This window comes from Pseudomonas marincola (genome assembly GCF_900116605.1).
Lineage (GTDB): Bacteria > Pseudomonadota > Gammaproteobacteria > Pseudomonadales > Pseudomonadaceae > Aquipseudomonas > Aquipseudomonas marincola.
Genome location: NZ_FPBC01000024.1, coordinates 1 through 14,634 on the forward strand (window position 1 = coordinate 1; position 14,634 = coordinate 14,634).

General features: G+C 55.1%; 9 protein-coding genes and 1 pseudogene. 7 read left to right on the forward strand and 3 right to left on the reverse strand.

Annotated features, from left to right (window positions below; all coding sequences use genetic code 11):
• The 7 genes and pseudogenes from BM395_RS23225 to BM395_RS22675 form a co-directional block, all read left to right on the forward strand.
• A pseudogene (locus BM395_RS23225) lies at nt 1-149 on the forward strand (transposase); the annotation flags it as partial.
• 578 nt (nt 150-727) lie between these two features.
• Nucleotides 728-2,038 carry a trigger factor gene (gene tig / locus BM395_RS22650; RefSeq protein ID WP_069898590.1) on the forward strand — a complete coding sequence of 437 codons (1,311 nt, stop codon included), beginning with the start codon at nt 728-730 and terminating at the stop codon, nt 2,036-2,038.
• Nucleotides 2,039-2,128: 90 nt separating this feature from the next.
• The gene (gene clpP, locus BM395_RS22655) at nt 2,129-2,770 is read left to right on the forward strand and encodes an ATP-dependent Clp endopeptidase proteolytic subunit ClpP (protein ID WP_069898589.1); all 642 of its coding nucleotides are present in this window, start codon (nt 2,129-2,131) and stop codon (nt 2,768-2,770) included.
• Nucleotides 2,771-2,876: 106 nt separating this feature from the next.
• Nucleotides 2,877-4,157, forward strand: a complete 1,281-nt coding sequence (gene clpX / locus BM395_RS22660; protein WP_069898588.1) for an ATP-dependent Clp protease ATP-binding subunit ClpX — start codon at nt 2,877-2,879, stop codon at nt 4,155-4,157.
• 150 nt (nt 4,158-4,307) lie between these two features.
• The gene (gene lon, locus BM395_RS22665; protein WP_069898587.1) at nt 4,308-6,704 is read left to right on the forward strand and encodes an endopeptidase La; all 2,397 of its coding nucleotides are present in this window, start codon (nt 4,308-4,310) and stop codon (nt 6,702-6,704) included.
• A gap of 134 nt (nt 6,705-6,838) precedes the next feature.
• A complete protein-coding gene (gene hupB / locus BM395_RS22670) occupies nt 6,839-7,111 on the forward strand; it encodes a nucleoid-associated protein HU-beta (protein ID WP_010490206.1) in 273 nt (90 codons plus the stop codon).
• A 215-nt stretch (nt 7,112-7,326) separates the two neighbouring features.
• Nucleotides 7,327-9,201 (forward strand): SurA N-terminal domain-containing protein, encoded by a 1,875-nt coding sequence (locus BM395_RS22675; RefSeq protein ID WP_069898586.1) that lies wholly within the window; start codon nt 7,327-7,329, stop codon nt 9,199-9,201.
• Between the two features lie 496 nt (nt 9,202-9,697).
• Here the strand turns inward: BM395_RS22675 and BM395_RS22680 are convergent, their stop codons facing one another.
• The 3 genes from BM395_RS22680 to BM395_RS22690 all read right to left on the reverse strand — a co-directional run bounded on the left by BM395_RS22680 (nt 9,698) and on the right by BM395_RS22690 (nt 14,620).
• Nucleotides 9,698-12,070 carry an efflux RND transporter permease subunit gene (locus BM395_RS22680; RefSeq protein WP_090515842.1) on the reverse strand — a complete coding sequence of 791 codons (2,373 nt, stop codon included), beginning with the start codon at nt 12,068-12,070 and terminating at the stop codon, nt 9,698-9,700.
• Nucleotides 12,070-13,206, reverse strand: a complete 1,137-nt coding sequence (locus tag BM395_RS22685) for a WD40/YVTN/BNR-like repeat-containing protein (RefSeq protein WP_090515844.1) — start codon at nt 13,204-13,206, stop codon at nt 12,070-12,072. The genes BM395_RS22680 and BM395_RS22685 overlap by 1 nt, the downstream gene beginning before the upstream one ends.
• Nucleotides 13,207-13,282: 76 nt before the next feature.
• Nucleotides 13,283-14,620 carry a DUF1329 domain-containing protein gene (locus BM395_RS22690; protein ID WP_090515847.1) on the reverse strand — a complete coding sequence of 446 codons (1,338 nt, stop codon included), beginning with the start codon at nt 14,618-14,620 and terminating at the stop codon, nt 13,283-13,285.
• Nucleotides 14,621-14,634 lie beyond the last annotated feature (14 nt).

Consider the following 14,634-nt stretch of genomic DNA (forward strand, 5'->3'; position numbering starts at 1 on the left):
TCTATGACCACCGGGTCACCAACGCCTATACCGAATCTACCAACCGGCTAGCGAAGGACATGAATAGGATGGGACGAGGATACAGCTTTGAAGTAATGCGGGCCCGACTTATCTATGAGAAGCAAGCCCGTAAGCCGACAACGAAAGTGCGCGGCAGAAAGCCAAAGTCCTTCCTGCCAGAAAAAGTCATGTATCGCTTCAGCATGGCAGACGAGAACGTCAAGGCCATCGAGTACGGCCCACATATTCCAACCCTGTGCGACCTACTGGAAAAGGGCTGCTTTTCCTAACCGCTCAACAAAATCCTAGAGTCAGGCGGTGGGGGCTAAAACAAGGTTTCCACACCTGGTTCCGGATACCCGATTTATAGAGGGTGTCGCTGTTCAAATTTCGGATAGGCGTGCAGGCCTTTTCCACCAGTGAATGCCTTAATGCGTGTATAGTGGCTATCGGCTGTGTCTTTGTAGCTGCCTCCGGCAATACTCAGGCGCACTCTGGGAATATCAACACGCTGATTAATGACCCTGTAGCCTGCTGATGAACGTGGGCTGCAGTAAATGGGTGATCTTTGCATGAGCTTGAGTCTCTGCATTTTCACCATCTTTTAGCTCCCTCCCGATTGCCGCCTGCATCTAGGGTGACTTCTTCTACTTGACCCTCTAGAATGCATGCCCTTGATCTGGGGCCGGTAAACGGCCGGCTTATGTCTGTGCAACGAGGAATATCCATGCAAGTTTCTGTTGAAAGCACTTCCGCTCTTGAGCGCCGTATGACCGTCGGCGTTCCCGTCGAGCGCATCGAGACTGAAGTCAACAAGCGTCTGCAACAGACTGCCCGTCGTGCAAAAGTCCCGGGCTTCCGCCCTGGCAAAGTGCCGATGAGCGTGATCCGTCAGCGCTATGAAGACGCCGCACGCCAAGAGGCGTTGGGTGAATTGATTCAAGCTACCTTCTATGAAGCCGTAGTTGAGCAGAAGTTGAACCCAGCTGGTTCGCCTTCTGTAGAGCCTAAGAGCTTTGAAAAAGGCCAGGGCCTGGAATACGTTGCAACATTCGAAGTTTTCCCAGAATTCGAAGTGCAAGGTCTTGAGACTATCGCTGTTGAGCGTCTGCAGGCTGAAGTGGCCGAAGCTGACCTCGACAACATGCTCGAAGTCCTGCGCAAGCAGAACACTCGCTTTGAAGCTGTTGAGCGTGCCGCTGAAAATGGCGACCAGCTGAACATCGACTTCGTCGGTAAGATCGATGGTGAAGAGTTTGCCGGTGGCGCTGCCAAAGGCACTCAACTGGTTCTCGGCTCTGGCCGCATGATCCCAGGCTTTGAAGATGCACTGGTCGGCGCTAAGGCTGGCGAAGAGAAAGTCATTAACCCGACTTTCCCGGAAGACTACCAAAACCTTGATCTGGCCGGTAAGACTGCCGAGTTCACTGTGACTGTAAACAGTGTCTCTGCTCCTGAGCTGCCAGAGCTGAACGAAGAGTTCTTTGCTCTGTTCGGTATCAAGGAAACAGGTCTGGAAGGTTTCCGCACCGAAGTTCGCAAGAACATGGAGCGTGAACTGCGTCAGGCAATCAAATCCAAGGTCAAGAATCAGGTAATGGACGGTCTTTTGGCTGCCAACCCGATCGAAGTGCCTAAAGCGCTGCTGTCGAGCGAAGTTGATCGTCTGCGCGTGCAGGCTGTTCAGCAGTTCGGCGGTAACATCAAGCCAGACCAACTGCCAGCTGAGCTGTTCGAAGAACAAGCCAAGCGTCGCGTTGTACTGGGCCTGATCGTTGCTGAAGTGGTCAAGCAGTTCGAGCTGAAGCCGGATGCTGACCGCGTTGCTGAAATGATCAAGGAAATGGCTTCGGCCTACCAAGAGCCTGAGCAGGTTATTGCCTGGTACTACAAGAACGATCAGCAGATGAACGAAGTTCGCTCTGTTGTGCTCGAAGAGCAAGTTGTAGATACTGTTTTGCAGAAGGCTAATGTGACCGATAAATCGGTCTCTTACGATGAAGCAGTGAAGCCGGCTGAAGCTGCAAAAGCCGACTGATCAAGCGCCTCGTTCGAACACACCATAAGCCAGCCTTCGTGCTGGCTTATGCGTATTTGAGATATGACTATTTAGGGAGCGAGTGAAAGCATGTCGCGCAATCCTTTCATGCAGCAAATGCCAGATATCCAAGCTGCCGGCGGCCTCGTGCCAATGGTGGTAGAGCAGTCGGCCCGCGGTGAGCGTGCTTACGACATCTATTCACGCCTGCTTAAAGAGCGCGTGATTTTCCTGATTGGTCCGGTCGAAGACTACATGGCCAACCTGGTGGCGGCTCAATTGTTGTTTCTTGAGGCTGAAAACCCGGATAAAGACATCCACCTTTACATCAACTCGCCAGGCGGTTCGGTAACAGCAGGTATGTCGATCTACGACACCATGCAGTTCATCAAGCCGGACGTGTCGACTACCTGTATCGGTCAGGCTTGCAGCATGGGTGCATTCCTGCTCGCAGGTGGCGCGCCAGGTAAGCGTCACTGCTTGCCGAACTCGCGCATGATGATTCACCAGCCGCTTGGCGGTTTTCAGGGCCAGGCGTCGGATATCGACATCCACGCGCGTGAAATCCTGCAGATCCGTCACCGCCTGAACACGCTGTTGGCGCATCACACCGGTCAAAGCCTCGAAACCATCGAGCGTGACACCGAGCGCGACAACTTCATGAGTGCTGAGCGCGCGGCTGAATATGGCCTCATCGACTCGGTAATGGCCAAGCGCAATATGCCTGCTTAAGATGCAAGCGACACAAGTAGTCAGATTATCTGACTGCTTGTGGGCTTGAAAAAGCCCGCGTTTGCCTTCATCTTGTATTTCAAGCCTACGGTATTGGATTGAACGAATGACTGACACCCGCAACGGCGAGGACAACGGCAAGTTGCTTTATTGCTCCTTCTGCGGCAAAAGCCAGCATGAAGTGCGCAAATTGATTGCCGGCCCCTCGGTCTTTATCTGCGACGAGTGCGTCGACCTGTGCAACGACATCATCCGCGAGGAGGTGCAGGAAGCCCAGGCCGAGAGCAGTGCGCATAAATTGCCTGCTCCTAAAGAAATCAGCGCAATCCTCGATCAGTATGTGATCGGTCAGGAGCGTGCAAAAAAGGTTTTGGCGGTAGCTGTTTATAACCACTACAAGCGCCTTAACCAGCGCGAGAAGAAAGAAGAAGTCGAGCTTGGCAAGAGCAACATCCTGCTGATCGGCCCGACTGGCTCGGGTAAGACTCTGCTCGCGGAAACGCTGGCGCGTCTGCTCAATGTGCCGTTTACCATTGCCGATGCAACCACGCTGACTGAAGCGGGTTACGTAGGTGAAGATGTTGAAAACATCATTCAGAAATTGCTCCAGAAGTGCGATTACGATGTTGAGAAGGCCCAGATGGGTATTGTCTACATCGACGAAATCGACAAGATTTCGCGCAAGTCTGATAACCCGTCGATCACCCGCGATGTATCGGGTGAGGGCGTGCAGCAAGCATTGCTGAAACTGATTGAAGGCACGGTTGCCTCGGTTCCACCACAAGGTGGCCGCAAGCATCCGCAGCAGGAGTTCTTGCAGGTAGATACCCGCAGCATCTTGTTCATCTGTGGCGGCGCGTTCTCTGGCCTCGAAAAGGTCATTCAGGGGCGCTCAACCAGAGGTGGCATCGGTTTCAACGCTGAAGTACGTAGCCAGGACCTGGGCAAGAAAGTTGGTGAGTCGCTGCGTAGCGTCGAGCCGGATGATCTGGTCAAGTTTGGTCTGATTCCTGAGTTCGTCGGGCGTCTGCCGGTTATCGCAACCCTGGATGAGCTTGATGAGGCTGCACTGGTGCAGATCCTGACCGAGCCGAAGAATGCGCTGACTAAGCAATACGCCAAACTGTTCGAGCTTGAAGGAGTTGATCTCGAGTTCCGTCCTGATGCACTCAAGGCGGTTGCTCATAAAGCTCTGGATCGCAAGACCGGTGCACGTGGCTTGCGTTCGATTCTCGAAGGTATCTTGCTTGATACCATGTACGAGATCCCGTCGCAGACTGATGTCAGCAAGGTAGTCATCGATGAAAGCGTCATCGAAGGCACTTCACAGCCGCTGTACATCTATGAAAACACCGAGGCTCCGGCCAAGGCTGCGCCAGACGCCTGAGTGTTTGTTACATCGTGAAAGCAAAGGGGCCTGCGGGCCCCTTTGCTTTTCTTGCGGTAGCGCTTGTTTTTTCCGATGGCTAGCCCCATCTTAAATACCAAGGGTTACCCAAACTGTTTAGGACCGTAAGGTCGCTGTAGAGTCGAAATCATGAAGACAACCATCGAATTGCCTCTCCTCCCGCTGCGCGATGTTGTGGTCTATCCGCACATGGTCATCCCGTTGTTCGTCGGGCGTGAGAAATCCATCGAAGCACTTGAAGCGGCGATGACGGGCGAGAAGCAAATTCTGCTGCTCGCTCAGAAGAATCCGGCCGATGATGATCCTAGCGAAGACGGACTCTACCGGGTCGGTACTGTTGCCACCGTATTGCAACTGCTGAAGCTGCCAGACGGCACCGTCAAGGTGTTGGTCGAGGGTGAGCAGCGCGGCGAGATCGAAACCTTCATCGACGCCGACAACCACTATCGTGCCGAAGTCCAGTTGCTGGACGAGATCGATATTGTCGAGCGCGAGTCGGAAGTATTTGTTCGCAGCCTGTTGGGCCAGTTCGAACAGTATGTGCAGTTGGGCAAGAAAGTCCCCGCTGAAGTGCTGTCCTCGCTCAACAGCATCGATGAGCCAAGTCGCCTGGTCGATACCATGGCGGCGCACATGGCGCTGAAAATCGAACAGAAACAAGAAATTCTTGAAATCATTGATCTGGCTGCACGTGTCGAGCACGTGATGGCACTGCTGGATGCGGAAATCGACCTGCTGCAAGTCGAGAAGCGCATTCGTGGCCGGGTCAAAAAGCAGATGGAGCGCAGTCAGCGTGAGTACTATCTGAATGAGCAGATGAAGGCCATTCAGAAAGAGCTGGGCGACATCGATGAAGGCCACAGTGAACTCGATGAGCTGAAAAAGCGCATCGACACCGCTGGCATGAGCAAAGAGGCGCATGCCAAAGCGATGACCGAGCTTAACAAGCTCAAGCAAATGTCGCCGATGTCGGCAGAAGCCACCGTCGTTCGCTCGTACATCGATTGTCTGGTCAATGTGCCTTGGACTGCACAGAGCAAGGTGCGCCTGGATCTGGCCAAGGCTGAATCGATTCTCGATGCCGATCACTACGGTCTCGAAGAGGTCAAGGAGCGCATCCTTGAGTATCTCGCGGTGCAAAAGCGCGTGAAGAAGCTCAAAGGCCCTGTGCTGTGTCTGGTGGGCCCGCCGGGCGTGGGTAAAACCTCGCTGGCCGAGTCGATTGCTGAAGCCACCAACCGCAAGTTTGTGCGTATGGCGTTGGGCGGTGTGCGTGATGAAGCCGAGATTCGTGGCCATCGCCGTACCTACATTGGCTCGATGCCGGGTCGACTGATCCAGAAAATGACCAAGGTAGGCGTGCGCAACCCGCTGTTCTTGCTCGATGAAATCGACAAGATGGGCCAGGACATGCGCGGTGATCCTGCCTCGGCACTGCTTGAGGTGCTCGATCCTGAGCAGAATCACAACTTCAACGATCACTACCTTGAGGTCGACTACGACCTGTCGGATGTGATGTTCCTGTGTACCGCCAACTCGATGAATATTCCGGGTCCGTTGCTCGACCGTATGGAAGTCATCCGTTTGCCCGGCTACACCGAGGACGAGAAGATCAATATCGCCATCAAGTACCTGGCGCCTAAGCAAGTTCAGGCCAACGGCCTGAAGAAGGGCGAGCTGGAATTTGAGGTCGAAGCGATCCGCGACATCATTCGTTACTACACGCGTGAAGCGGGTGTGCGCAGCCTTGAACGGCAAATTGCCAAGGTTTGCCGCAAAGCAGTCAAGGAAAACTCCCGGGTCAAGCGTTTCCAGTTGGTGGTAACGGCTGAAAACCTCGAAAATTATCTCGGTGTGCGCAAGCACCGCTACGGTTTGGCCGAGCAGGAAGACCAGATTGGTCAGGTCACCGGACTGGCCTGGACTCAGGTCGGCGGCGAATTGCTGACCATCGAGGCGGCAGTGGTTCCGGGTAAAGGTCAGTTGATCAAAACGGGTTCATTGGGTGAGGTCATGGTCGAGTCGATCACGGCTGCACAGACCGTCGTGCGCAGTCGCGCTGCGAGCCTGGGGATTCCTCAGGACTTCTATGAGAAGCGCGATGTGCATATCCATATGCCGGAAGGGGCAACGCCTAAAGACGGCCCTAGCGCTGGCGTAGGCATGTGTACGGCGTTGGTTTCGGCGCTCACTCACATTCCTGTGCGTGCAGACGTTGCGATGACCGGTGAAATCACCCTGCGTGGCCAGGTTTTGGCCATCGGCGGTTTGAAAGAAAAACTGCTGGCGGCGCACCGCGGTGGAATCAAAACTGTGATTATTCCGGAAGAGAATGTTCGCGATTTGAAAGAGATTCCGGAAAATATTAAACGCGACTTACAGATTAAACCTGTTAAATGGATTGACGAGGTCCTGCAAATTGCGCTGCAATACGCCCCGGAGCCCTTGTCTGAAGCGGCTCCTGACTTAGTTGCAAAGGATGAAAAGCGCGAGTCTGATTCCAAGGAGCGAATTAGCACGCATTAACTTGGAGGCTTTCTTGACATGATTTTAGAGCCCTTGTTATAAAGCGGCTCTAGTTATGTTTGCTGGCCTCCCAGCACCCGTTTTGCTTACACTAAAATCAAGAAACAACTCAATAGAAATTAAGGGGACTTAGAGTGAACAAGTCGGAACTGATCGATGCCATCGCTGCATCTGCTGATATCCCGAAAGCTGTGGCTGGCCGTGCGCTGGACGCAGTCATTGAATCTGTCACTGGCGCCCTCAAAGCTGGCGACTCCGTAGTGTTGGTTGGCTTCGGTACTTTCGCTGTTAAAGAGCGTGCTGCACGTACCGGTCGCAACCCGCAAACTGGTAATCCGATCAGCATCGCTGCTGCTAAGATCCCTGGTTTCAAAGCTGGTAAGGCTCTGAAAGACGCTGTTAACTAAGCGTTTCTCACGTCTTGCCTTCCTGAGTGGTTCGCCACTCAGGACGCGGAGCGACCAGTAAAGTTAGTTAGCGCTGATCTGTTACTGCAGTGGCCTCAAGGCTGCCAACGCTCCGCCAGTTACGAGAAGGCGCATCTTAGGATGCGCCTTTCTTCTATCCGGACATTACCCACACTGCGCGGCTGCTGTTTTTGTACAGTCGTTCTGGGGGAAGCATGCTGCAGAACATTAGGGACAATTCACAAGGTTGGATTGCCAAGACCATTATCGGTGTCATCGTCGCGCTGTTGGCGCTGACCGGTATCGATGCCATTTTCACCGGCACGAGCAATGCTCAGAACGCTGCTGATGTAAACGGCGACAAGATTTCCAGCAACGAGCTGAGTCAGGCTGTAGAAATGCAGCGTCGCCAGCTATTGCAGCAATTGGGTAAAAACTTCGACGCCTCGATGCTGGATGAAAAGCTCCTGCGCGAAGCCGCGTTGAAAGGCCTTATTGAGCGCACTTTGCTGCTGCAAAGCGCCCAGGATGCAAACTTCTCTTTTTCCGATGCCGCACTCGATCAGGTGATTTTGCAGACGCCTGAGTTTGCCGTCGATGGCAAATTTGACGCCAACCGTTTTGATCAGGTTATCCGTCAGTTGGGCTTCAACCGCATGCAGTTCCGGCAGATGCTCAAGCAGGAAATGCTGATCGGCCAAATGCGTGCAGGCCTGGCTGCGAGCAGCTTTGTGACTGACGCAGAAGTGACTGAATTCGCCCGCATCGAACGTCAGACGCGTGATTTCGCAACCATGACGATCAAGGCGGATGATGCTGCCGTGACGTTGAGCGATGACGATGTCAAAGCTTACTACGAAGCGCAGAAGAGCCAGTTCATGAGCCCGGAACAGGTCGTTCTGAGCTACGTTGAGCTGAGCAAGGATTCGTTCTTCGATCAGGTGAAGCTGGATGACAAGGACCTGCAAGACGCCTACCAAGCCGAGATTGCGAACCTTGCCGAGCAGCGTAATGCAGCGCATATCCTTGTCGAAGTGAACGACGACACCAGCGATGCCGAAGCCAAAGCGAAGATCGAAGCCGTGCAGAAGCGTCTGCAGGCTGGTGAAGATTTCGCCGCGCTGGCCAAGGAAGTCTCGCAAGACCCGGGCTCTGCCAACGAAGGTGGCGAGCTGGGTTACGCCGGTACTGGCGTTTACGACCCTGCGTTTGAAAAATCCCTGTATGCCTTGAAAGAAGGTGAAGTCTCTGCACCGGTTCGCAGTGAGTTCGGTTGGCACCTGATCAAGCTGCTGGGTGTTCAGTCGCCGACTATCCCAAGCTTCGACAGCCTCAAAGACAAGCTCGTGCACGACCTCAAGTCGCAGCAAGTCGAGCGCCGTTTCGTTGAAGTCAGCAAGCAACTTGAAGACTCGGCTTTTGAAGCCTCTGATCTGGCTCAGCCAGCTGAAGAACTTGGCTTGAAAGTACAGACCACCGAAGCATTCGGTCGTGAAGGCGGTGCCGAAGGCATCACAGCTAATCGTCAGGTTCTGCAGGCTGCATTCAGCCCGGAGATTCTGGAAGATGGCCGTAACAGCAGCGTGATCGAACTCGATCCCAACACCGTTGTGGTTGTGCACCTGAAAGAGCACAAGAAGTCGCAGCAACTGACACTTGAGCAAGTCGCCGACAGCATCCGTGTGCAGCTTGCGCATGTACGTGCTACCGACGCTGCCAAAGCTCAGGGCGATGAACTGATCGCGGCGATGACCGAAGGTAAAACCCCGGTTGAGCAAGCGGGTGAGGGCGGCTGGAAAGTTGTTGAAGCCGCTACCCGTAATCAGGAAGGCGTAGAGCCGGTTGTTGTGCAGTCTGTGTTCCGCATGCCTAAACCTGCCGACTCGAACAAGCCTAACTACGCTGGTGTTAGCCTCGATAACGGTGATTATGTGGTGATTCGCCTCAACGGCGTGGCTTCACCGTCCGAGCCGCTGACAGCTGAAGAGAAGGCTGCATACGCCCGATTCCTCGGCTCACGTGCGGGTCAGGAAGACTTCGCTGCCTTCCGCAAGCAGCTGGAAGCCAAAGCTGACATCGAGCGCTTCTAAGCAGTACCGACAGTGCATTGGGTTCACGCGATGTGACCCAATGATCAAACGCAAAAGCCCCGACTTGTTCGGGGCTTTTGCGTTTCTGACGGTTGCATTGCCTGGGATGTGATAACCGGGGCAGACACCGTTACAGCGTGTATCAAGTTCAATAAAACCCTGGAGCTGTGGACTGTTATTACCCGCTGAGGGGCGTGCGTCACTAACAGGTTGATCGGCAGCATCATTGAAGCCTGCATCTGCGAGTTGCGACCGGTATCGGGGGATTTCTGCGTATTGAACTACAGCGCGCGTTGGCGCCGAACACGTTCACCCATATCGCCTGCTGGCGTGTGCTGCCAATACGCGTGTCAGCATTGCAGAGCGGGCAGGTGATGGCATTGCTGCGGTGGTCGGGTGCATTACGCATCCGAAAGCGTGGGGTGTTGGGGAGAATTTTGAGGCGTTGAAACAAAATCAGCGCCCATTTGGGCGCTGATCTGTACGGCTTTGCAGGTCAGTCGTGCGGGTACTTGTTGCGCATCAGCATCGAGGCAATGGCGGGCAGCAACAGCAGTGCGCCAACCATGTTCCAGATGAACAACAGAACCAGCAGCAAGCCCATGTCAGCCTGGAACTTCAATGCTGAGAACGCCCACGTTGCGACACCCATTGCTAATGTGATGCCGGTAAAGGCCACTGAAGTACCTGTGGTTTTTAGGGCTTCGAAGTAGGCGTCACCAAACTTCATGCCCTGATTCAGAAAGCCTTCCAGGCGGCTGTACAGATAGATGCCGTAGTCCACGCCGATGCCCACGCCCAGTGCAATCACCGGCAATGTGGCAATCTTCACCCCGAGGCCCATCTTCGCCATAAAGGCTTCGCAGAGCACGGTTGAGATGTACAACGGCAGCATCAGCGCGATTGTCACTTTGATCGAGCGGAACTCCCACAACACAACCGCCGAGATGATCACGAATACCAGCAGCAACATGAGCTTTTCAGAGTGCTCAATGACGATGTTGGTAGCCGCCTCGATGCCGGCGTTACCGGCCGCCTGCAGAATCTCGAAGTCGCCAAGATCATAGCGCGTGCTGAAGGCCTCGACCGCGTTGACCACACGTGTCAGCGTTTCGGCCTTGTGATCGGCCAGGTACAGACTGATTGGTGCGACGCTGCAGTTCGGGTCTACCAGTTCGGACGGCGCGCCCACGCGGGCGGTGTTCATTACATACTGGTCACGCGAGAGTTCAGCCCACTTCGGGTTGCCTTCGTTGTGTGCCAGGATCTTGAAACGCATGGTTTTGTAAAGTGACTGGATCGACTCGACCCCTTCAACTTCCAGCAGGTTGAGCTCCATCTGGTTGGCGAGGTCTGCTGCGTTGAAGCGTGCACATTGCTCTTGTGGGGTTTTGAAGATCACCACAAAAACATCGGTACTGGTGGTGTAGTGGTCGAGCAGGTACGCGTTGTCGACGTTGTAACGTGAGTCGGCGCGGAATTCTGGCGCACCTTTATCAAGGTCACCGATCTTCAGGTCTTCCCGGGCGTAGTAGCCATAGCCCAATAACACCAGGCTGAATGCGATTAGCGGCAGGGCGTAGCGCGGCTCAACCACGCGGGCAACGCGGCGGAAGATCGGCCAGGAGGAGTTCGCACGCTTGTGCTGTTGCGCCATGCCTTTGGGGCTTACACCCACGTATGACATGAGTACCGGCAGCAGGAACATCTTGGTGAAGATGGCCACGAATACGCCGATACTGGCGGTGATTGCGAGCTGCTGAATCACTCCGATATCAATCACCAGCAAGGTCATGAAACCGACAGCATCAGCCAGCAACGCCGTAGAACCCGGAATGAACAACGCGCGGAATGTCCGCCGTGAGGCTTCCAGTGGCGTTGCGCCTTGACCCATCTCGCTCATCATCAAGTTGATGTTCTGGACCGCGTGACTGATGCCGATGGCGAATATTAGAAACGGTACCAGAATCGAGTATGGGTCGAGGCCATAGCCTAGCAGGCTGAGCAGACCAAGCTGGCAGACGACCGTCAGCAAACAGGTTAATACCGTGACGGCGGTGCTGCGCCAGCAGCGGCAATAGAGGTACAGCAGGACCGTAATCAGGCCGACGGTAATGGCAAAGTAGATCGCGATATCAGTAGCGGCGGCGAGCAAGTCGCCAATGATCTGGGCAAAGCCGATGACGCGAATCTTCACCCCTTTGGCGTCGAAGTGATCGCGTACCTGCTTCTCCAGTTCCTGGGTGAAGGCGCCGTAATCCAGGAGCTTGCCCGTCTCTGGGTCGCGCTCAAGCAAGGGCACACGAATGATGGTTGACTTGAAGTCATTGGCCACATAGCTGCCAATCATGTTGGCGCGCTGGATATTCTGTTTTACCTGCGCAAGCGACTGCTCGTCACCGTTGTAGTCGTCCGGAATAACGCGCCCGGAGCGCATGCCATCGGTGGTGACTTCAGTCCACAGTGCGTTCGGGGTCCACAGGGATTTCAGGTTGCCGCGGTCGACGCCCGGAATATAAAAAACCCGGTCGTTGACCTCGCGCAAGGTCTCCATGAACTGCTTGTCGAAAATTTCACCGTTGGGGTTTTCGACCAATACACGCAAGACGTTGCTTTGCGGGCGCAGTACGTCCTCGAACTTGAGGTAGTTGGCGATGAACGGGTGGCCAGTCGGAATCATCCGGGTAAAGCTGGCATCCGGTCGCAATGACAAGGCGGCGTAGCCCAGAATCACTGACGCGACGAGAAAGAAAATCAGCACCGCAATTCGGTTGTGGAACAGGGCGCGCTCAAGGTAGCCGACCACGCGCTGCATGCTGGTTGGGTTGTGTTCTGGGCGCTCGGGTTGTTTGGGTGTCTGGGTGCTCATTATTGTAATTGCTCCTTGAGCTCACTCAGCGAAAGGCGCTGCAAGCCTTTGCTGCCGATCAACATCAGCTTCTGCGGGGAACTCTCGGCAACACCCAACCATGAAGCGCTGGACTTGGATTTCCATACGTTGAAGTGCTTGCCGTCGCGGCTGTATAAAAGGGTGCCTCTTTGGCCTGCCAGCAGAACGCTGCCGTCAGCCAGTTGGGTGCCGTTATAGAGGCTCACGCGCGTCTGCGATTGCAGTTCAGTCCAGCTGGCGCCCTGATCCTGGCTGTTGAGCAACTCGCCACCAAAACCCAACGCCAGCAGGCTGCCGTCCTTGAGTTCGAGGATCTTGTAGATAGAGGCCTGGCTGGGGTTGCGGCTAGCGGTCCAGCTTTGGCCATTGTCTTGCGAGCGATACATGCGACCGCCTTCGCCGCCCACCAGCAGGGTGCGATCGGTTAAGCCGAGCACGGTATTGAGGTGCATGCGATCCGGATTGGGCAGCGCTGCTACGTAATTCCAGGTGCTGCCACCATCGGTTGTGTGGATGAACATACCGTAGGCGCCGACTGCCCAGCCTTCATTGACATCACGGCACCAGACATCGAGCAGGGGACGTGACGGGCCCGCCTCGCTGCCGGCCTCTACATCGTCTAGCGCGAAGTAGGCGTTATCCAGAGCAATCTCAAGATCCTCGTCATCGGGCGCGGCCTCGCTGGCTTTTTCAGCTTCGGCGAGGGCGGACTCAGCCCAGACTTGCATGGTCTTGCTTATATCGCGGCCATCGATCTGCTTGATCCAGTGCTGGCCACCATCGGTGCTGTGCAACACGACTCCATCGTGGCCAACCACCCAGCCATTTTGCGGGTCGACGAAATGCACTGCAGTGAGCAGCAGATCGACTGGAACATCGACCTGTTTAATTTTACCGTCGGCGGTCCCGAGCAATATGTGTCCGCTCTCGCCAACCATCACTTGGCGATCGTTGATCGACTGAATATCAATCAAGGGAAATTGTGCCGCGTTGGCGGTGAGGTGCGAAGGGCGATCTACCCGATCGGTCAAGGGTGCGGCGTTTATCTGAGCCGCCGCAAGGCCCACACTCAGGCTGATCAGCAGGGTGAGTGCAGATCGGGAAAAAGTCTTCATGGGGTCTATGTCTCTGAACTGAAAATGGGGGTGGCAGACGGTCGCCTGCCACCCCAAACCATGGAGCTGCTCTTGCTTAGCGGCCGCTGCGGCGCAAGGCGGCGGTGCTGAAGTCCTTCAGCTTGGCCTTGATGCCGAACTTGGAGATCTTCTCTTCGTTTTCCAGGCCATAAACGATGTAGCGACGTGCTTGCAGGTCATAGGCAAGGTCACTGATGGCGATGCTTGAATTGACGTCGTAACGCTGCACGGTGTGAGCTTCCTGCATGCGCCACAGTTCGCCACGGCCGTCATACAGGTCTGTCGCCAGAATGCCCCAGCTGTCTTCGTCGATATAGAACACGCGCTTGGCGTAGATGTGTCGTTGGCCCGGCTTGAGTGTGGCTTCAACGACCCAAACGCGATGTTGCTCGTAGCGGAGCAGATCCTGATTGAGGTGGTTGGGCTTGATGATGTCGTCATACTTGAGCGTGCGATCAGCAAGCTTGTAGGTGTTGTAAGGCACCAACATTTCTTTCTTGCCGACCAGCTTCCAGTCGTACTTGTCCAGCGCACCGTTGTACATGTCTACAGAATCGTTGGTGCGCAAGCCGTCTGACGTGTTAACAGGCGAGTCGTATGAGACTTCTGGTGCGCGCAATACGCGGCGCTGGCCTGGATTGTACTGCCAGGCCAGGCGGGTTTCCTTGGTCTGGTCGATGGGCTCATGCACCAGCGTCTGCAAGCCGGCAACGCTTTCGGGTGAAGTGACTTTGCTGAGGTAGTAGAGCAGGCGGTTTTCTTCAGGGTTACCCAGGGATGATGCCATGACGATACTGACCGAGCGGCGTACCGGCGTGAAGTTGCCGTTGGCCTGTACCACCATCTCAGTCGGATGATAGCTGTAGCCGCCCGCGCGATAGCGCACGAGGTGGTTGAAGATGACCTCTTCAGCTTGTTTCGGCTCTGGGAATGGAACCGACGCTTGCTGGTAATTGACCATGCCGTTACCGCCGTCGGCCAACTTTACGGTGCCTGCAGTCTTGAGAATCTCATCGTATTCGGCCTGCGGCAGTGCAGCAGTGCGATGGCTTGGGTAAACCAGCATTTTGAAATCGGGATACTTGGCGAGCATTGCCTTGTAACCAGCGGACAGCAGGTCCGAGTACTTGGCCATGTTGGCAGCGGTTACGGTGTCGAGAGGTTTTTCATCGGCAAACGGGTCGATGTAACCCGAAGTGGCGGTGTAGCCTGCCGGAGGCGTTGACAAGCCGCCGTCCCAGGCCGGAATCGTGCCGCTGGCATTGCCGGCTTTTTCAGCGCCAACCGGCGTTAAGTCCTTGCCCAGGCGAGCGCCGTCTTGTGCAAGCGCGCCGGCACTTACCAGGCTCAATGCTGCGCCGACAACGGCCGCAGATAGTAAATCCATTTTCATTATTGCTACTCCTT

Coding starts and splice junctions, on each gene's coding strand:
- lon (WP_069898587.1), top strand. CDS start 4,308: ATGAAGACAACCATCGAATTGCCTCTCCTCCCGCTGCGCGATGTTGTG.
- BM395_RS22690 (WP_090515847.1), bottom strand. CDS start 14,620: ATGAAAATGGATTTACTATCTGCGGCCGTTGTCGGCGCAGCATTGAGC.
- clpP (WP_069898589.1), top strand. CDS start 2,129: ATGTCGCGCAATCCTTTCATGCAGCAAATGCCAGATATCCAAGCTGCC.
- BM395_RS22675 (WP_069898586.1), top strand. CDS start 7,327: ATGCTGCAGAACATTAGGGACAATTCACAAGGTTGGATTGCCAAGACC.
- BM395_RS22680 (WP_090515842.1), bottom strand. CDS start 12,070: ATGAGCACCCAGACACCCAAACAACCCGAGCGCCCAGAACACAACCCA.
- BM395_RS22685 (WP_090515844.1), bottom strand. CDS start 13,206: ATGAAGACTTTTTCCCGATCTGCACTCACCCTGCTGATCAGCCTGAGT.
- clpX (WP_069898588.1), top strand. CDS start 2,877: ATGACTGACACCCGCAACGGCGAGGACAACGGCAAGTTGCTTTATTGC.
- tig (WP_069898590.1), top strand. CDS start 728: ATGCAAGTTTCTGTTGAAAGCACTTCCGCTCTTGAGCGCCGTATGACC.